The 17240-nt window shown below is 66.0% G+C and carries 16 protein-coding genes; 8 read left to right on the top strand and 8 right to left on the bottom strand.

The window, feature by feature from the left end:
• Positions 1–98: 98 nt before the first annotated feature.
• The 7 genes from ABQY74_RS11950 to ABQY74_RS11920 all read left to right on the top strand — a co-directional run bounded on the left by ABQY74_RS11950 (position 99) and on the right by ABQY74_RS11920 (position 8813).
• Entirely contained in the window at positions 99–1214 is a 1116-nt protein-coding gene (locus ABQY74_RS11950; RefSeq protein WP_104645878.1) for a polyamine ABC transporter substrate-binding protein, read from the top strand.
• A gap of 195 nt (positions 1215–1409) precedes the next feature.
• Complete coding sequence (locus ABQY74_RS11945) at positions 1410–2612, top strand: HlyD family secretion protein (RefSeq protein ID WP_349791561.1); 1203 nt, start codon at positions 1410–1412, stop codon at positions 2610–2612.
• Positions 2609–4195 carry an MDR family MFS transporter gene (locus tag ABQY74_RS11940; protein WP_016901633.1) on the top strand — a complete coding sequence of 529 codons (1587 nt, stop codon included), beginning with the start codon at positions 2609–2611 and terminating at the stop codon, positions 4193–4195. Before ABQY74_RS11945 ends, ABQY74_RS11940 begins: the two co-directional genes overlap by 4 nt.
• Before the next feature lie 4 nt (positions 4196–4199).
• A complete protein-coding gene (locus ABQY74_RS11935; protein ID WP_349791559.1) occupies positions 4200–5690 on the top strand; it encodes an efflux transporter outer membrane subunit in 1491 nt (496 codons plus the stop codon).
• 242 nt (positions 5691–5932) lie between these two features.
• On the top strand, positions 5933–7063 hold the full coding sequence (locus ABQY74_RS11930; protein WP_184229362.1) for an ABC transporter ATP-binding protein: 1131 nt from the start codon (positions 5933–5935) through the stop codon (positions 7061–7063).
• On the top strand, positions 7060–7968 hold the full coding sequence (locus tag ABQY74_RS11925) for an ABC transporter permease subunit (RefSeq protein WP_349791557.1): 909 nt from the start codon (positions 7060–7062) through the stop codon (positions 7966–7968). The genes ABQY74_RS11930 and ABQY74_RS11925 overlap by 4 nt, the downstream gene beginning before the upstream one ends.
• Positions 7965–8813, top strand: coding sequence for an ABC transporter permease subunit (locus tag ABQY74_RS11920; RefSeq protein WP_349791555.1), 849 nt, complete (start codon positions 7965–7967; stop codon positions 8811–8813). The genes ABQY74_RS11925 and ABQY74_RS11920 overlap by 4 nt, the downstream gene beginning before the upstream one ends.
• Before the next feature lie 153 nt (positions 8814–8966).
• Here ABQY74_RS11920 and ABQY74_RS11915 read toward each other — a convergent pair whose 3' ends face one another.
• Entirely contained in the window at positions 8967–9389 is a 423-nt protein-coding gene (locus tag ABQY74_RS11915) for a hypothetical protein (RefSeq protein WP_349791553.1), read from the bottom strand.
• Positions 9390–9659: 270 nt separating this feature from the next.
• Between ABQY74_RS11915 and ABQY74_RS11910 the strand changes: the two genes are divergently transcribed.
• Positions 9660–11024: an NAD-dependent succinate-semialdehyde dehydrogenase gene (locus ABQY74_RS11910; protein ID WP_349791551.1), complete on the top strand. Its 1365-nt coding sequence runs from the start codon at positions 9660–9662 to the stop codon at positions 11022–11024.
• A 177-nt stretch (positions 11025–11201) separates the two neighbouring features.
• Here the strand turns inward: ABQY74_RS11910 and ABQY74_RS11905 are convergent, their stop codons facing one another.
• From ABQY74_RS11905 to ABQY74_RS11875, 7 genes are all read right to left on the bottom strand, one after another.
• Positions 11202–12203 carry a magnesium and cobalt transport protein CorA gene (locus ABQY74_RS11905; protein ID WP_016901627.1) on the bottom strand — a complete coding sequence of 334 codons (1002 nt, stop codon included), beginning with the start codon at positions 12201–12203 and terminating at the stop codon, positions 11202–11204.
• 14 nt (positions 12204–12217) lie between these two features.
• Positions 12218–13489 carry a DUF4105 domain-containing protein gene (locus ABQY74_RS11900; protein ID WP_349791549.1) on the bottom strand — a complete coding sequence of 424 codons (1272 nt, stop codon included), beginning with the start codon at positions 13487–13489 and terminating at the stop codon, positions 12218–12220.
• Positions 13486–14364 (bottom strand): HlyC/CorC family transporter, encoded by an 879-nt coding sequence (locus ABQY74_RS11895; RefSeq protein WP_016901625.1) that lies wholly within the window; start codon positions 14362–14364, stop codon positions 13486–13488. The genes ABQY74_RS11900 and ABQY74_RS11895 overlap by 4 nt, the downstream gene beginning before the upstream one ends.
• A gap of 98 nt (positions 14365–14462) precedes the next feature.
• Positions 14463–14981, bottom strand: coding sequence for a hypothetical protein (locus ABQY74_RS11890; protein ID WP_104622793.1), 519 nt, complete (start codon positions 14979–14981; stop codon positions 14463–14465).
• Positions 14981–15466 (bottom strand): rRNA maturation RNase YbeY, encoded by a 486-nt coding sequence (gene ybeY, locus ABQY74_RS11885; RefSeq protein WP_039512024.1) that lies wholly within the window; start codon positions 15464–15466, stop codon positions 14981–14983. The genes ABQY74_RS11890 and ybeY overlap by 1 nt, the downstream gene beginning before the upstream one ends.
• A 24-nt stretch (positions 15467–15490) precedes the next feature.
• Positions 15491–16045, bottom strand: coding sequence for a hypothetical protein (locus tag ABQY74_RS11880; RefSeq protein WP_104622792.1), 555 nt, complete (start codon positions 16043–16045; stop codon positions 15491–15493).
• Positions 16042–17031 carry a PhoH family protein gene (locus ABQY74_RS11875; RefSeq protein WP_039529871.1) on the bottom strand — a complete coding sequence of 330 codons (990 nt, stop codon included), beginning with the start codon at positions 17029–17031 and terminating at the stop codon, positions 16042–16044. The genes ABQY74_RS11880 and ABQY74_RS11875 overlap by 4 nt, the downstream gene beginning before the upstream one ends.
• Positions 17032–17240: the final 209 nt, after the last annotated feature.

The following is a 17240-nucleotide window of genomic DNA, read 5'->3' as shown; positions in this document are numbered from 1 at the left end:
GCCACGCCGCGCTGTGCAAACACAAGCACCATGGGTAGGCTGGCCCTTCGACCGGCCGCATCCCGGCCCGCCCTGATCGCGCTGCCCTGGAGACCCGCATGACGCTGCGACTGCTCGCCCTGACGCTGTCCACCACCTTGCTGGCCGCCTGCGGTGGCAGCAATGCACCCGGCGGTGCCGAGGCGCGGGCCAAGGTGCTCAACGTCTACAACTACTCGGACTACATCGCCGAAGACACCATTCCCGCGTTCGAGAAGAGCACCGGCATCAAGGTCACCTACGACGTGTTCGACAGCGACGAGATGGTGGAAACCAAGCTGCTTGCCGGTGGCAGCGATTACGACGTGGTGGTGCCCACGCTGAACTTCTTCGGCCGGCAGATCCAGGCCGGCGTGTTCCTGCCGCTGGACAAAGCCAAGATCCCCAATCTGGCCAATCTGGATCCGGACATCATGCGGCGCATTGCCGCGCAGGACCCGGGCAACGCCTATGGCGTGCCGTACATGATCGGCACCACCGGCATCGGCTACAACGTGGACAAGCTCAAGGCGATCTTCGGCAACACCGAGGTCGCCAACAGCTGGGACCTGGTGTTCAAGCCGGAAAACCTGTCCAGGTTGAAGGACTGCGGCGTGACCCTGCTGGACACGCCCTCGGACCTGATTCCGATCGCGCTCAATTACCTGGGCCTGGATCCGCACAGCAGCGTGCCGGCCGAGATCGAGCAGGCCGCCGCGCTGATCAAGACGATCCGCCCGTACGTGCAGAACTTTCATTCCAGCCAGTACGTGACCTCGCTGGCCAACGGCAACACCTGCCTGGCGGTGGGCTGGTCGGGCGACATCATCCAGGCGCGCGACCGTGCGGTGGAAGCCGGCAACGGCATCAAGGTGGCCTATGCGATCCCCAAGGAAGGCGCGCCGCAGTGGTTCGACATGCTGGCCATTCCCAAGGACGCCAAGCACCCCGACAACGCCTACGCCTTCATCAACTATCTGTTGAAGCCGGACGTGGCCGCGGCCAACAGCAACTTCATCCACTACGCCAACCCGGTGCGCACCGCCACGCCGCTGGTGGACGCAGCGATCCGCAACGACCCCACCATCTATCCGCCGCCGGAGGTGACCGCCAAGATGTTCACCTACGCGATCAATCCGCCGGAGGTGGACCGGCTGTACACGCGGCTGTGGACCGAGATCAAGACCGGTCGCTGACGACGCAGGCATCCCTCCATTCCTGTAACAACGCCTGCCATTCGCGCGTTTGGAAGTCCGAGCGCGCGCTGACTGCGGTCGTCACGCAATCTGTACCGGGCGGTTCAAATAATTGTATGGTTGCGCCGCCTTCGCCGGACCGCTGATGCGGTACGTCGTCGCGCGCGCCTCGCCCACGACACAGGACGCCTCACCTTGAGCAACCACGACCAGCAGTCCAACGACGGCCAGCCCTCGGGCACGGATGCGCAAGGCACCGGCGCGCACAACGAGCAGGAGCCGCAAAAGCCCTCGCCGTTGAAGAATCCCAAGGTCAAATGGACGCTGATCGTGGTCGGGGTGCTGGTGGTGGTGCTGCTGGTGATCTGGTTGGCCTATTACCTGATCAAGGGCCGCTACATGCAGGACACCAACAATGCCTACCTGCAGGCGGACTCGGTGGCCGTGGCGCCGCGGGTCAGCGGCTACGTGACCAAGGTGATGGTGGGCGACAACCAGATCGTGGAAGCCGGCCAGCCGCTGCTGCAGATCGACGACCGCACCTATCAGGCGACCCTGCAGCAGGCCGAAGCCGCGATCGCCGCGCGTCAGGCCGATATCGCCGCGGCCACCGCCAATGTGTCCGGGCAGGAGTCGGCGCTGGTGCAGGCGCGTAGCCAGGTGACCTCGGCAGCGGCAAGCCTGACCTTCGCCCAGGCCGAGGTGAAGCGCTTCGCCCCGCTGGCCGCCTCCGGCGCCGACACCCACGAACACCAGGAAAGCCTGCAGCACGAACTGCAACGCGCACGCGCCCAGTACCAGGCCGCGCAGGCGCAGGCCAAGGGCGCGCAGAGCCAGATCCTGGCCAGCAACGCGCAGCTGGAGCAGGCCCAGGCCGGCCTCAAGCAGGCCAGCGCCGATGCCGACCAGGCCCGCGTGGCGGTGGAAGACACCTTGCTGACCAGCCGCATCCACGGCCGCGTCGGCGACAAGACCGTGCAGGTCGGCCAGTTCCTCGGGGCCGGCACCCGCACCATGACCATCGTGCCGCAGGAATCGCTGTACCTGATCGCCAATTTCAAGGAAACCCAGGTCGGACTGATGCGTCCCGGCCAGCCGGCCGAGATCGAGGTCGATGCCTTGTCGGGCGTCAAGCTGCACGGCAAGGTCGAGAGCCTGTCGCCGGGTACCGGCTCGCAGTTCGCGTTGCTGCCGCCGGAAAATGCCACTGGCAACTTCACCAAGGTGGTGCAGCGCGTGCCTGTGCGCATCCGCGTGCTGGCCGGCGACGAGGCGCGCAAGGTGCTGGTGCCGGGCATGTCGGTCGAGGTCACCGTGGACACGCGCTCGGCCAAGGATGCCAAGCAACGGGCCGAGGAGGAATCCGATCGCGTGCAGGCGCAGGAGCGCGCGCGATGAATGCAACGGCAGCCACCGGCCCGCGTGCCGGCGGCAGCGCGCAGCGCGAGAAGGCCGAGCCGGGCGCTTGGCTGGCGGTGCTGGCCGGCACCATCGGCTCGTTCATGGCGACGCTGGACATCTCCATCGTCAACGCGGCGCTGCCCACCATCCAGGGCGAGGTCGGCGCCAGCGGCACCGAAGGCACCTGGATCTCCACCGCGTATCTGGTTGCAGAGATCATCATGATCCCGCTGACCGGCTGGTTCGTGCGCACGCTGGGCCTGCGCAACTTCCTGCTGATCTGCGCGGTGATGTTCACCGCGTTTTCGGTGGTGTGCGGGCTGTCGACCTCGTTGACGATGATGATCATCGGCCGCGTGGGGCAGGGCCTGGCCGGTGGTGCGCTGATTCCCACCGCGCTGACCATCGTTGCCACCCGGCTGCCGCCGAGCCAGCAAACGATGGGCACCGCGCTGTTCGGCATGACCGTGATCATGGGCCCGGTGATCGGCCCGTTGCTCGGCGGCTGGCTCACCGAGAACGTCAGCTGGCACTACGCCTTCTTCATCAACGTGCCGATCTGCGTCGGCTTGGTGGCCTTGCTGCTGCTTGGCCTCAAGCATGAGAAAGGCGACTGGGCCGGCCTGCTCAATGCCGACTGGCTGGGCATCTACGGCCTGACCGCCGGCCTGGGCGGGCTCACCGTGGTGCTGGAGGAGGGCCAGCGCGAGCGCTGGTTCGAGTCCAGCGAGATCAATGCGCTGAGCGTGATCGCGCTCAGCGGATTCGCTGCACTGGTCGTGGGCCAGTTCCGCAAGCGGCCGCCGGTGATCCACCTGTCGCTGCTGCTGCATCGCAGTTTCGGCGCGGTGTTCGTCATGATCATGGCGGTGGGCATGATCCTGTTCGGCGTCATGTACATGATTCCGCAGTTCCTGGCGGTGATCTCCGGCTACAACACCGAGCAGGCCGGCTACGTGCTGCTGCTGTCGGGCCTGCCGACCGTACTGTTGATGCCGATGATGCCCAAGCTGCTGGAGGTGGTGGACGTGCGCATTCTGGTGATCGCCGGGCTGATCTGCTTTGCCGCAGCCTGCTTCGCCAACCTGTCGCTGACCGCCGACACCGTGGGCATGCATTTTGTCGCCGGCCAGCTGTTGCAGGGCTGCGGCCTGGCGCTGGCGATGATGTCGTTGAACCAGGCGGCCATTTCGTCTGTGCCGCCCGAACTGGCCGGCGATGCGTCGGGCCTGTTCAACGCCGGCCGCAACCTGGGCGGCTCGGTGGGGCTTGCGCTGATCTCCACCTTCCAGGAGCGCCGCATGACCTTCCATACCGAAACCATCGGCAGCGCGATCACCGCCAATTCCTCACGCGCGCAGGACTTTCTTTCCGGGCTGACTGCGCAGATGCAGGGCAGCGCCGGCGGCGAGGCGGCCATTCGCTCGGTCGCGCAGCTGGCGCGCCTGGTGCAGCAGCAGGCCCTGGTGATGACCTATAGCGATCTGTTCTGGATCTTCGGCGTGATCGTGGTCTGCACGATTCCGCTGGCCTTTTTGCTCAAGCCGTTACCCAAGGGGGCGCACCTTGCAATGCACTGATTCCATGCGCCTGATCCGCATGCCCCTGGCTGCGGCGTTGAGCGTGGTCCTGCTCGGCGGCTGCATGCTCGGCCCCAACTACACCAAGCCCCCGGCAGTGGCCGACACGGCGGTGCAGGCGCCGGCCCTGCATCGCGCCGCTGGCGCCGAGGTGGTCGCTGCCGCGCCATTGAATCATTGGTGGGAGGAGCTGCAGGACCCGACCCTCACCCAGCTGGTCACCCAGGCCCTGGCCGACAGTCCCAACCTGCGTGCGGCGCAGGCGCGGCTGCGTGCCAACCGTGCACTGGCCAGCCAGCGCCGTGCCGAGCGTTTGCCCAAGCTCAACGCCAGCGCGGTGTATGCGTATGCCGAGCCGCCGCAGACCATCGTCGATACGCTGGGCGGCTTGCAGAACGGCCAGACCGGCCAGCCACCGGCACAGGGCAGGGAGGCGCTGGATCTGGAAAAGACCCAGATCTACAGCGCGGGTTTCGACGCCAGCTGGGAGCTGGATTTCTTCGGCCGCCGCCGTCGCGCCGCCGAAGGCGCCCTGGCACAGGCGCAGGCCTCGGAGGCCGAGCTGGCCGATGCGCAGGTGCAGCTGGCAGCCGAAGTGGGGCAGGTGTACCTCAACTACCGCGGCTTGCAGGCGCGGCTGGCGATCGCCGATGCGAACCTGGACAAGATCGGGCAGACCCTGCGCCTGACCCAGCAGCGCCGCGAGCGTGGCGCTGCGTCGGACCTGCAGGTCGAACAGATCGCCACGCAGGTGCAGCAGCAACAGGCGCAGCGCCTGCCGCTGGAGATGCAGTCGCAGGAAGCGCTGGACCAGCTGGCGCTGATGGTGGGGCGCGAGCCCGGCGCGCTGGACGCGCAGTTGAGCGCGCCGCAGCCGTTGCCGATGCTGCCCACGCAGGTGCGCGTGGACGATGCCGGCGCCCTGATCCGTCGCCGCCCCGACGTGCGCAAGGCCGAGCGCGAACTGGCTGCCTCCAGCGCGCAGATCGGCGAGGCGTTGAACGGGTATTTTCCGCAGGTGAGCCTGCTGGGCGGCCTGAGCTGGGTCGCTGGCTCGCCCAGCGATTTCAATTCCGACGCCTTGACCACGCTTGCGGTGCCGATGCTGCGCTGGTCGATCTTCGACTTCGGCCGCACCAAGGCACAGGTGGAGCAGGCACGTGCCGGCAACGCCGGCCGCGAGGCGGCGTACGAGGGCGCGGTGCTGGCTGCGTTGCAGGATGCCAATTCGGCATTGGCGCGCTTCGGCTCGGCGCGCAAGCAGCTGGTGGTGGCGCGGCAGGCCGAAGCCTCGGCCACCCGCTCGGCCGGCTTGATGCAGCAACGGCGTGATGCCGGTGCCACCTCGTCGATTGATCTGCTCGACGTGCAGCGCCAGCAGCTGTCCGCGCAGGACGCCGCCGCACAGGCACAGGTGCAGTTGCTGGTGAACTACGTCGCGCTGCAGAAGAGCCTGGGTCTGGGCTGGAGCGCGCCGGTGCCGGAGGCACGCTGATCGATCGCCGTCGCGGCGGGCGTCGGCGCTTTGTTCGCGCTAGGGTGTCGCTCTGTCGTCGCAGACACTGTGTTGCTGCAGCGCCCGCGCTGGCGGGCGGTCACCAGATGTAGCAGGTCGTCGTTGGCTCGCTGCAGACGATACGCTTAAGCGCAAACGTGATGTCGCACCAAGCACTGGCGGCGCCGGCGTCCTGAGGTGCACAGTCGTCGCCGGGCCACGCTTCGCAATCGAGAGGGTTCATGGCAGTTACCGAGGCCGCAGCGGCGCCGCTTTCCCCTGGCGACAACGCCTATCTGAGCATCCGCGAGGTCCGCAAGGAGTTCGATGGCGTCGTGGCGGTTGACGAGGTCAGCCTGCAGATCCGCAAGGGCGAGATCTTCGCGCTGCTGGGCGGCTCGGGCAGCGGCAAGTCCACCCTGCTGCGCTGCCTGGCCGGCTTCGAGCGGCCGACCAAAGGCCGCATCGTGCTCGATGGCCAGCCGATCGACCCGTTGCCGCCGTACGAGCGCCCGATCAACATGATGTTCCAGTCGTATGCGCTGTTCCCGCACATGAGCGTGGAACAGAACATCGCCTTTGGACTGAAGCAGGAAGCGCTGTCCAAGCCGGCGATCGCGGCGCGCGTGGGCGAGATGCTGGAGCTGGTGCAGCTTGGCAGCCTGGCCAGGCGCAAGCCGCATCAATTGTCCGGCGGGCAGCAGCAACGCGTGGCGCTGGCGCGCTCGCTGGCCAAGCGGCCCAAGCTGCTGCTGCTGGACGAACCGATGGGCGCGCTGGACAAGAAGCTGCGCGCGCAGATGCAGCTGGAGCTGGTCAATATCATCGAGACCTCTGGCGTCACCTGCGTCATGGTCACCCATGATCAGGAAGAGGCCATGAGCATGGCTACCCGCATCGCGTTGATGGACCAGGGCTGGATCCAGCAGGTCGGCACCCCGGACGAAATCTACGAACAACCGGCCAACCGGTTCGCTGCCGACTTCATCGGCTCGGTCAATCTGATCGACGCGGTGATCGTCGAGGACAAACCGGATTACGTCGGCCTGAAGACGTCGGCCTTTGACGCCAATATCCGGATCGGTCACGGCATCACCGGTTTCGAAGGGCAGGCGGTGGCGTTCGCGCTGCGCCCGGAAAAACTCGTCATCGGCAAGGACGAACCGGCCCAGGCCTGCAACAAGGCGCAGGGCGTGATCGAGGACATCGCCTATTTCGGCAGCCATTCGGTCTATCACGTGCGCCTGCCTGGCGGTTTCAAGCTGATGGCCAACTTCGCCAACCGTCAGCGCTGGGCCAGCGAAGCGCTGACCTGGGGCGACACCGTCTGGCTGAGCTGGGGCGAGGACGACGGCGTGGTGCTCACCGCATGAGGCGTCTGATCCGCGCATTGCCGGGTGCGCGCTGGGGCGTGATCGCCGCACCGTATCTGTGGCTGCTGGTGTTCTTTGCGATCCCGTTCCTGATCGTGCTGAAGATCTCCTTCGCCGAGCGCGCCACCGCGATGCCGCCGTACACGCCGCTGTTTGCCGTTGCGGCCGATGGGGCGGTGAGCGTCAAGCTGCATCTGGGCAATTACCTGGTCATGCTGCGCGACAGCCAATACGTAGCGGCGTATGCGAGTTCGATCAGGATCGCCGCGCTGTCCACCGTCTTTGCGCTGTTGATCGGCTACCCGATGGCCTATGTCATTGCGCGTCTGCCGCTGGCCACGCGCAATGTGGCGATGATGCTGGTGGTGCTGCCGTCATGGACCTCGTTCCTGATCCGCGTCTACGCCTGGATCGGCATCCTCGACGGCAACGGCTTGCTCAATCAGGCGCTGCTGGCGCTGGGGGTGATCCGCCAGCCCTTGCAGTTGCTGTACACGCCGCTCGCCGCCTATATCGGCATCGTGTACTGCTATCTGCCGTTCATGGTGCTGCCGTTGTACGCCAATCTGGTCAAGCACGACCAGCGATTGCTCGAAGCCGCCTACGACCTGGGCGCACGGCCGTGGCAGGCCTTCGTGCACATCACCTTGCCGCTGTCGCGCAACGGCATCGTGGCCGGCTGCATGCTGGTGATGATTCCGGCGGTGGGCGAATTCGTGATTCCGGAAATGCTGGGCGGGCCGGACACCTTGATGATCGGCCGCGTGCTATGGGGCGAGTTCTTCAATAATCGCGACTGGCCGGTGGCCGCTGCGGTGGCCACGGTGATGTTGCTGCTGTTGCTGGTGCCGATCGTGCTGTTCCACCGTTATCAGCAGCGCGAGCTGGAAGGGCGGCTGACATGATGCGCGCCTCTCCCGGCACGCGCCTGCTGGGCGCTGGCGTGCTCGCGCTGGGGTTCGGCTTTCTGTATCTGCCGATCCTGTTGCTGATGGTCTACTCGTTCAACGCCTCGCGGCTGGCGATGGTGTGGGGCGGCTTTTCCACGCGCTGGTATGGCGAATTACTGCGCGATCGGCAGTTGCTGGAGGCGGCCTGGGTCAGTCTGCAAGTCGCGTTCTGGACCGCCTGTGCATCGACGGTGCTGGGGACGATGGCGGCGCTGGCAATGGTGCGCATGCGGCATTTTCCCGGCAAGACCCTGTTCGGTGCATTGATCACCGCACCGCTGGTGATGCCGGAAGTGATCATCGGCCTGTCGATCCTGTTGTTGCTGGTTTCGATGGGCGGTGTACTCGGGATCGCACCGCGTGGCGCGGTGGCGATCTGGGCGGCGCATGTCACCTTCACCGTCTCGTTCGTCACGGTGGTGATTTCCTCGCGCCTGCAGGAACTGGATCGCTCGCTGGAAGAGGCGGCGATGGATCTGGGCGCGACACCGCTGAAGGTGTTCTTCCTGATCACCTTGCCGATCATCGCTCCCGCATTGGCATCGGGCTGGCTGCTTGCATTCACGCTGTCGCTGGACGACGTGGTGATCGCCAGCTTCCTGGCCGGGCCCAGTTCGACCACCTTGCCGATCAAGGTGTTTGCGTCGGTGCGGCTGGGCATCAGCCCCAAGATCAACGCACTGGCCACGCTGATGGTGCTGGCGGTGTCGCTTGCCGCAGTGATCGGCTGGTGGCTGCTTGCGCGCAGCGAAAGACGTCGTCAGCGCGATGCGCAACTGGCGCTGCAAGCTGCTTCCTGAGCAGGCACCAATATGGGTGTGGCGAATGCATCGCCACCAGCGGCGGCCAGACGGCTGCGAACGCCGACGCCACTGACATCCACGATGGCTGCACGCCGATTGCGGACGCCTGCGGCCACCGGACGCCGGGCACGGCAGTTGGTTGGGCCGCTGTTACCTGGCCGGAGGCGTGTACCCGCTGTCCCAGGGCTGCGGCTTGGTTAGGTAGCACTGATACTCGGCGCTGATGTCGTAGCCCTGTTGCTCGACTCTGGGTTGTTCGTCGGCGTGATCCTTGTCCCTGTTCTTGTCGTTCTTGTCGCCGTCGTCCTTGGATTTCTGCTTGCTCGGATAGATCGTGACCATGTTCGGCGACGAGTGTGCGGTGACGAATTGGCGGATGGCAGTGTCCGAGCAGGCACGCAGTGCCTCTTCCTCGCAGGGTTGGCTGGGATTGGGCAGCGTGTTGGTGCAGCTCACGGTGACAAATCCGTTCGGGCCGGGGCGCGGGCCGTGCAGCATGTCCTGCAGGACGCCGCATCCCGGCAGGCAGGCGCTGATGCCAAGTACAACTAGAACAATCAGATCCCGGCGCATCGTGGTGGTCTTCCGTGAATGGATGAAGCTGCCAAGTGCCGAATGCTAGAGCATTTTTGTCCGGTGGGACGGTCGGGACAGGGCAGGGCTGCTTTCGTTCGCGTGTCCGGGAGCGGTATTCCGGCTGCCAGTGATCCGCGAGCGGTGCGATGGAGGTGCGGCATTGCGTCGCCGCGTGGGTAAACACAGCGTTGCAGCGATTTGCTGCGGTTGTGACGCGGCTGCAACTTGCCGGCGACTAGCATGGCCGGCTTGTAACAGGAGACCGTCATGTCCTACGACACCGTCAACCCGGCCACTGGCCAGGTCGAACATACCCAGCACACCCTGGACGCCGCCGCCATCGAGGCGCGTCTGGCTGCGTCCGCCAAGGCGTTTCCGCAGTGGGCGGCACTGCCGCTGGCCGAGCGCGGCGCGCTGCTGCGCCGGGTCGGCGAAGAGCTGACCCGGCGGCGCGACGACCTGCAACGCATCATGACCGCCGAGATGGGCAAGCTGCGCCACGAGGCGCTGGCCGAGGTGGACAAGTGCGCGCAGGGCTGCGCCTATTACGCCGAACATGCAGCCGACTACCTGGCACCGCGCGATATCCCGACCGAGGCGCAATCCAGCTATGTGCGCTACGAGCCACTGGGCTGCGTGTTTGCGGTGATGCCATGGAATTTTCCCTTGTGGCAGGCGTTCCGTTTCCTCGCCCCGGGTCTGATGGCCGGCAATGTCGCGCTGCTCAAGCACGCCAGCAATGTGCCGCGCTGCGCCGATGCGATGAAGGAGGTGCTGGATGCCGCCGGTATTCCGCCCGGCGTGTTCGATGTGCTGCATATCGACAACGACCAGGCTGCAGATGTGTTGCGTGACGATCGCATCGCCGCAGTAACGCTGACCGGCAGCGAGCGCGCCGGACGTTCGCTGGCTGCAAATGCGGGCGATCAGTTGAAGAAGTGCGTGATGGAGCTTGGCGGCAGCGACGCGTTCGTGGTGCTGGAAGACGCCGACCTGGAGCACACCGTCGCCTCCGCCGTGCAGTCGCGGTTCGACAACAGCGGGCAGACCTGCATCGCCGCCAAGCGCTTCATCGTGGTGGACGCCATCGCTGATCAATTCATTGAACGCTTCATTGCCGCCGCCTCCCAGCGCGTGCTCGGCGACCCGCAGCAGGAGGGCACCACGCTGGCGCCCATGGCCCGCGCGGATCTGCGCGACGAGCTGCACAAGCAGGTGCAACACAGCGTGGAAAAGGGCGCCAAGGTGCTGCTGGGCGGCGAACCGGTACCCGGTTCGCATGCAGGCTACCCGGCCACCATCCTTGATCATGTCGCCCCGGGCATGCCGGCCTACGAGGAGGAGTTCTTTGGCCCGGTCGCGTCGGTCATTCGCGTGCGGGATGAAGCCGAGGCAGTACGCGTAGCCAACGACACCAGCTTCGGCCTCGGCGGCAGCGTGTGGACCTCCGATGCCAAGCGCGGCGAGCGCGTGGCGCAGCAATTGCAGTGCGGTGCGGCGTTCGTCAATTCGGTGGTCAAGAGCGACGTGCGGCTACCGTTCGGCGGCATCAAACGCTCGGGCTTCGGCCGCGAGCTGGCCGAGCACGGCATCCACGAGTTCATGAACATCAAGACGATCTATGTGGCTTGAGTGCGGGGATTGGGGATTCGGGATTGGGGATTCGTAAAAGCAGGCAGCCTTCCTTCTCCCTCTGGGAGAAGGTGCCCGAAGGGCGGATGAGGGTACGTGCAGCACGCGCGCCACAGTCACGCGTCCAGCTCCAACCAATCCCGAATCCCCACTCCCAAATCCCGGCCGCAAAGCGGCCTAAAGCCACCGCGCTCGCTTGAACAGGCGATACAGCACCAGGCACGAGGCGACCACGCCGGCTACCAGCAGCGGGTAGGCATAAGGTTTGTCGAGTTCGGGCATGTGGGTGAAATTCATGCCGTACCAGCTGGTGATCAGGGTGGGCGCGGCCAGCAGCGCGGCCCAGGCGCCCAGGCGTTTGACGGTTTCGCCCTGGGCCAGGGTCACCATCGACAGGTTGACGCTCAGCGCGGTACCCAGCATTTCGCGCAAGGTGTCGATGGCGTCGTTGATACGCACGGCATGGTCGAGCACGTCGCGCAGGTAGATGCCGACCTCGTCATGGATCAGCGAGCCGGGGTTGCGCTTGAGGTGCGAGAGCACGTCCTGCAATGGCGCCACCACCAACCGCATCTTGTTGAGTTCGCGCTTGAGCTCGTACAGGCGCACCACGGTTTCGCGCTTGTAGTTGTCGGCGAAGATGTCCTTTTCCAGGCCTTCCAGCGTGTCGCGGAACTCGTCCATGATCGGCAGGTAGTTGTCGACCACGAAGTCGAGCACGCCATACAGGCAGAACGAGGCGCCCATGCGCAGCATCGCCGGTTCGCGTTCGACCCGGTGCCGCACCGGCGTGTACGACAGCGATGCGCCATGGCGCACCGTCAACAGAAAGCGCGCGCCCAGAAACGCGTGCGTCTCGCCGTAGCGGATGCGCTCGTTGACCAGTTGTGCGGTGTTGACCACCACGAACAAGGAGTTGCCGTAGCTTTCGGCCTTGGGACGTTGGTGCGCCTTGAGCGCATCCTCGATGGCCAGATCGTGCAGGCCGAACTCATCCTGCAGTTTGTGCAGCACCGATTCCTGCGGCTCGTACAGGCCGACCCAGACAAAGCCATCCGGGCGCTGCAGCACGTCGCTGATCTGCTCCAGGCTGATGTCGTGGCGCTCGCCCTGGCCGTCGTAATAGGCGCAGGTGATGACGCAGGAGGGGTTGTCCGGATGGCGGCCGTGGTGGTTCATGGGCGCATCCTGGATCAGCGCGTGCGGACGGACAAGTCACGCCGCCGCAACGCGATGGCGAGCGCGGCATGGATCGGCAGCAGCAGCAGCACCCACTGCAGGTTGTCCTGCGCCTGGAACGACAGCCAGTGGATCAGCAGCGCCAGCAGTGCCGCGGCGGCCACCACCCAGCGCAGCACATCGAACCAGCGCCTGGGCCGGCGCCCGCGCAGCACGGCGATGCCGCCGATCAACAGCAGCACGCACAGCGGGTTGACCAGCAACAGGTTGCGATTGGCCCAGGCCGACTGATGCGCGGTGAAGCCCCACAGATACACCAGCAAGCCGCCGCCGATCGCGCACAGCAGCCAGTACGGCAGGGCCAGGGCGGCCAGCACGCGTTGCCGGCGACCGAGTGCCAGCACGCCGGCAGCGACGATCAGCCCGGTCAGCAGCCATGGCCACCAGTGGCGCTGCTGTTCCGCCGGCTCCGGTGCGATGCGATGCGGCAGCAGGACCTGGGTGGACTGCACCAACGGGCGGCCGGCGCCGTTGTGCACCTGGGTCAGGCTGTCGGCCAGGCGCATCGGCACGAAGGCTTCTTCCCAGCGCGACAGCGGGCGGTCCGCATACGGCCCCAGGCCCAGGTCGAAGCCCAGCCACATCCACGGGGCAGGGGAGGCCAGGCGCACCGCTTCGCTGCGGAAGGTGTTGCCGCGCGAGCGCCCGGCCAGTTGCGATTTCAACGCGCCACCCATGGCGCGGTCCAGCGTGTCGCGGACCATGGTGGCGCAGTTGGCCACGAAGTAATCGTAGTGGTAGCGCGCATTCTCGGGCTGGCTGCGGATGGCCAGCCCGTCAGCCAGCGCGCGCGCCTGGTCCGGTGGCAGGTCCAGCCACTGGATGCTGACGCCGCGGCCGACCGCCCGGTACTGCTGCAGGTCTTCTTCCAGCGGCAACGCGACCAGGTAATACATCATCTCGCCGCGCGCAAAGCGGGGGACGAAATCCGGCTCGCCGGGGTCGAAGAAGCCGAAGTTGTACGAGGTGGCCTGCCCGGTGACGGGATCGACCACCACGATGGCATCGTGGCCGAAGCGCTCGAAGAACACCTCGCCCGGCTGCATGGTGACGACGCCGACCCGCGGTGCCGGTACATTGGACTGGGCAGGCGCCTGCCCGGTGGCCTGGGCCATGGCGGCGGGTGCCACCAACCACGCCAGCAACAGCAGCAGGCACGCCGCCGCGCAGCGCCGGATGCTGCCGCGGCCTGGCGCTGCAGCAGTCGCGCGGTACCAACGGTTCAAGCGTCGTCCTGCGGGTCTGGCGGCAGAATGGTCACGTGGAAGGCGTGCACGCGTCGCGCATCGGCCTTGGCCACACGGAAGGCAAAGCGCCCCAGCGTCAGCTCTTCGCCGGTTTCCGGCAGGTGGCCGATCGCATCGGTGACCAGGCCGCCGACCGTGTCGTACTCGTCGTCGGGGAAGTCGGCACCAAAGCGCTCGTTGAAGTCTTCGATCGGCGTCAGCGCATCGACCACATAGCGGCCGTCGGCCTGGATCGCGATCAGCGAATTCTCTTCCTCGGCATCGTCGTGCTCGTCGTCGATCTGGCCGACGATCTGCTCCAGCACGTCTTCGATGGTGACCAGCCCGGCGACGCCGCCGTACTCGTCCACCACGATCGCCATGTGGTTGCGCGACAGCCGGAATTCCTTCAGCAGGACGTTGAGCTTCTTGGACTCGGGGATCAGCACCGCAGGGCGCAGCAGTTCGCGCACGTTGCCGGGGCCGTTGTCGGCAACCACGCCGCGCAACAAGTCCTTGGCCAGCAGGATGCCGAGTACTTCGTCCTTGTTCTCGCCGTGCACCGGGAAGCGCGAATGGCCGGATTCCACCACCTGCTTCATCAGGTCGATGAAGCGCGCCTCCACCGGCAGCGAGACCATCTGCGAGCGCGAGATCATCACGTCGCCCACGGTGAGCTCGGACACGGAGATTGCGCCTTCCATCATGCGCAAGGTGTCTGCAGCGATGAGACCGTCCTGTTCGGCGGTCCGCAGCAGCGCGACCAGTTCGTCGCGGGTATGGGGTTCGCCAGAGAAGGCAGCGCTCAGGCGCTCGAGCCAGCTACGGCGTTTTTCGGGTGTTTCTTGGGATTGGCTACTGTCGTCTTCGGACATCGTGACGTGGGACGGCACCCGGCAAACCAGGCGATAGCCGTCAGTCTAACAGGAAGCCGCTAAGGCGCTGTGGACGGGGCGGTGGCGGGCGCTGCGCTTCAGGGCAGGTCCAGGCTGTAGCCGCAGCCGACTACGGTCTTGCCCGGATGCGACTTCACGTTGGAGACGCTGAGCACGATCGATTCGATCATCGCCTCGCCGGTCTTGGGGTTGGTGGTGTCTTCGCTGACCAGCTCGCGGCCGTACATGACCTTGTCGGCGTTATCCACGCCCAGTTCCAGGTTCAGCTGTTTGGCCAGCGGGCGCGGGTCGGGCAGGTCCAGCAGCGCCATGACGCTGGCGCCGGAGAACGCGATGTGGGTGGTGCTGTGGCCGAACACGCTGATCGGCGTGTTGAGCGTGTATTCGGTCATGAACAGGTTGGCCTGGTCCAGCGGCGTCCAGCCCAGCGCCACCGCCTTGAGCGGGTCGGCCAGCACCGGTGCCAGCGCGTTGAAGTCGCCGATGCGCTGGCGGCATTCGATCAGGGCCGGCAGGTCGGGGCGTGCCAGCGCGGCCTGCGCCCAGGCACTGGAGCAGGCCAGCAACAGCAACGCGGTGGCGAGGCAGGCCCGCATCAGCGTTCTCCCGCGTACGGGTCGTCGATGCCGAGATCGGCCAGGATCTCGCGTTCGAGTTGCTCCATCGCATCGGCTTCCTTGTCGTCTTCGTGGTCCCAGCCGAGCAGATGCAGCGTGCCGTGCACGGTCAGATGGGCGTAATGCGCGGCCAGCGACTTGCCTTGTTCGGCCGCCTCGCGCGCCACCACCGGCGCGCAGATCACCAGATCGCCGAGCAGCGGCATCTTGATGCCCTTGGGCAGTCCTTCGGGTAAATCTGCCGGGAAGCTCAGCACATTGGTGGCGTAATCCTTGCCGCGGTAATGATGGTTGAGCGAGCAGCCTTCCTTCTCGTCGACAATCCGCACCGCCAGGTCGGCCTCGCGGATGCGTCCCTTCAGCGCAGCGGCCACCCACTTGCGAAAACTCACCGCCGACGGCAGGCCGGCGCGCGGCAGCGCATAACTGACAGCGACGTCGAGGCGGACAGGTCCACGGGTCATGGCGAGAGTTTCCTGGGCAGAGGGTCAGCGCGTGCAGGTGATCAGCAGTATCACCGCAGGCCCGTTGGCCACGCGGTAGCTCGAACTGCCGATCGGGCCGCGCCCGCAGCCGCGATTGTAATCCCGCACCCGCAAGCTTGAAACGAATCCTGGCTGGTCATACAGCCAGACCGCAGCGATACCGCTTTCCAGGAGTCCGCCGACCAGCGACTGGCTTGAGCGATGCGCATGCTGGATCGGTGAGCTTTCGCAGCCACGTGCATCCGTGACCGTTCCCGGTAGATCGAGCAGCCAGCGCGCGCTGCGACCTTGCTGCCAAGCACTGAGTCGTACGCGATCGTTCCCTGCCGGCATATCGTCGCGCCCCTGTTCCGCCAGCCTCTCCAAGTGCGCGGTTGGGATGCTGATGCTGGTTTGTTCGGCGGCCAGCGACACACAGGGGGGCGCCACCTGTGTCGCCGGGATCACATCGCGATCCACGATCGGGATTCCCGGAAGCAGCGGCGCTTCGGTAGCCCCGAGCGATGCCGCCGCGACCAATCCGCTTGCCAACGTCAGGCTGGCAAGGAATAGCCTCATTCAGCGTTGTTCTTGATCGCAGCGTCCTGCTGATCGCGCTTTTCATAGGCCGTGACGATGCGCTGCACCAGCGGGTGGCGCACCACGTCGCGCGCTTCGAAGAAGGTGAAGCTGGCGCCGTCCACATCGCGCAGCACCTCGATCGCGTCGCGCAGGCCGGACTTGACGTGCTTGGGCAGGTCGATCTGGGTCAGGTCGCCGGTGACCACCGCGGTGGAGCCGAAGCCCAGCCGGGTCAGGAACATCTTCATCTGCTCGATGGTGGTGTTCTGTGCCTCGTCCAGGATCACGTAGGCATCGTTGAGCGTGCGGCCGCGCATATAGGCCAGCGGCGCGATCTCGATGACGTTCTTTTCCAGCAGCTTGACCACTTTTTCCACGCCCAGCATTTCGTAGAGCGCGTCGTAGAGCGGGCGCAGGTACGGGTCCACCTTCTGGCTGAGATCGCCGGGCAGGAAGCCCAGCTTCTCGCCGGCTTCCACCGCCGGGCGCACCAGGATCAGGCGCTGTACGCGCGATTCGTTCAAGGCTTCCACCGCGCTGGCCACCGCCAGGAAGGTCTTGCCGGTACCGGCCGGGCCAATGCCGAAGTTGATGTCGTGCGTGGCGATCGCATGCAGGTACTTGGCCTGGTTGGCGCCGCGGCCACGCACGGTGCCGCGTTTGACCTTGATCGCCACGTCCTGGGCCACGTAGGAACGATCGACCACCTGCTCGACATTGGCATCGTTCAAGCGCAGGTGGATGGCGTGGTTGTCGAAGGTGGTGGAGGCGGCTTCCTCGTACAGGGCGGTCAGCAGCGTCTGCGCAGCGGTGATTGCCGGCTCCGGGCCGGTGACGCGGAAGATGTTGCCGCGGTTGGCGATCTCCACGCCGAGCTTGAGTTCGATCTGGCGCAGGTGCGCGTCGAACGGGCCGGCCAGGTTGGCCAGGCGCTCGGTGTCGTCGGGTTCCAGGGTGAAGTCGCGATGTGCAGGTGAGTTCATGGTCGGATCGGACCGCGCACGCATGCGCTGGTCGGTTGGGCGGCAGACGAGGGTAGCGCGCAGCGTGTGATCTCACCAACACGCCAGGCCATCGCAAGCGCATGGTCTGGCCGGTCCCCGGCGGTGCGCGCGGGTTTTCCACAATCGCTGTGGAGTCACGCATCACTAACCTGTGGATAAAAATGGTGGCGCCTACTCGCACAAGGTCC

It is taken from the genome of Xanthomonas sp. WHRI 7064 (assembly GCF_040202355.2).
Taxonomy (GTDB): Bacteria; Pseudomonadota; Gammaproteobacteria; order Xanthomonadales; family Xanthomonadaceae; genus Xanthomonas; species Xanthomonas arboricola.
Note: the sequence above shows the minus strand (reverse complement) of the source record. Positions and strands in the feature narration are given on the sequence as shown.

Excerpts from the sequence above, each read along its gene's own strand:
- ABQY74_RS11910 (WP_349791551.1), top strand. The coding sequence starts at position 9,660 with ATGTCCTACGACACCGTCAACCCGGCCACTGGCCAGGTCGAACATACC.
- ABQY74_RS11880 (WP_104622792.1), bottom strand. The coding sequence starts at position 16,045 with ATGAGGCTATTCCTTGCCAGCCTGACGTTGGCAAGCGGATTGGTCGCG.
- ABQY74_RS11875 (WP_039529871.1), bottom strand. The coding sequence starts at position 17,031 with ATGAACTCACCTGCACATCGCGACTTCACCCTGGAACCCGACGACACC.
- ABQY74_RS11925 (WP_349791557.1), top strand. The coding sequence starts at position 7,060 with ATGAGGCGTCTGATCCGCGCATTGCCGGGTGCGCGCTGGGGCGTGATC.
- ABQY74_RS11905 (WP_016901627.1), bottom strand. The coding sequence starts at position 12,203 with ATGAACCACCACGGCCGCCATCCGGACAACCCCTCCTGCGTCATCACC.
- ABQY74_RS11935 (WP_349791559.1), top strand. The coding sequence starts at position 4,200 with ATGCGCCTGATCCGCATGCCCCTGGCTGCGGCGTTGAGCGTGGTCCTG.
- ABQY74_RS11930 (WP_184229362.1), top strand. The coding sequence starts at position 5,933 with ATGGCAGTTACCGAGGCCGCAGCGGCGCCGCTTTCCCCTGGCGACAAC.
- ABQY74_RS11895 (WP_016901625.1), bottom strand. The coding sequence starts at position 14,364 with ATGTCCGAAGACGACAGTAGCCAATCCCAAGAAACACCCGAAAAACGC.
- ybeY (WP_039512024.1), bottom strand. The coding sequence starts at position 15,466 with ATGACCCGTGGACCTGTCCGCCTCGACGTCGCTGTCAGTTATGCGCTG.
- ABQY74_RS11920 (WP_349791555.1), top strand. The coding sequence starts at position 7,965 with ATGATGCGCGCCTCTCCCGGCACGCGCCTGCTGGGCGCTGGCGTGCTC.
- ABQY74_RS11890 (WP_104622793.1), bottom strand. The coding sequence starts at position 14,981 with ATGCGGGCCTGCCTCGCCACCGCGTTGCTGTTGCTGGCCTGCTCCAGT.
- ABQY74_RS11940 (WP_016901633.1), top strand. The coding sequence starts at position 2,609 with ATGAATGCAACGGCAGCCACCGGCCCGCGTGCCGGCGGCAGCGCGCAG.
- ABQY74_RS11950 (WP_104645878.1), top strand. The coding sequence starts at position 99 with ATGACGCTGCGACTGCTCGCCCTGACGCTGTCCACCACCTTGCTGGCC.
- ABQY74_RS11915 (WP_349791553.1), bottom strand. The coding sequence starts at position 9,389 with ATGCGCCGGGATCTGATTGTTCTAGTTGTACTTGGCATCAGCGCCTGC.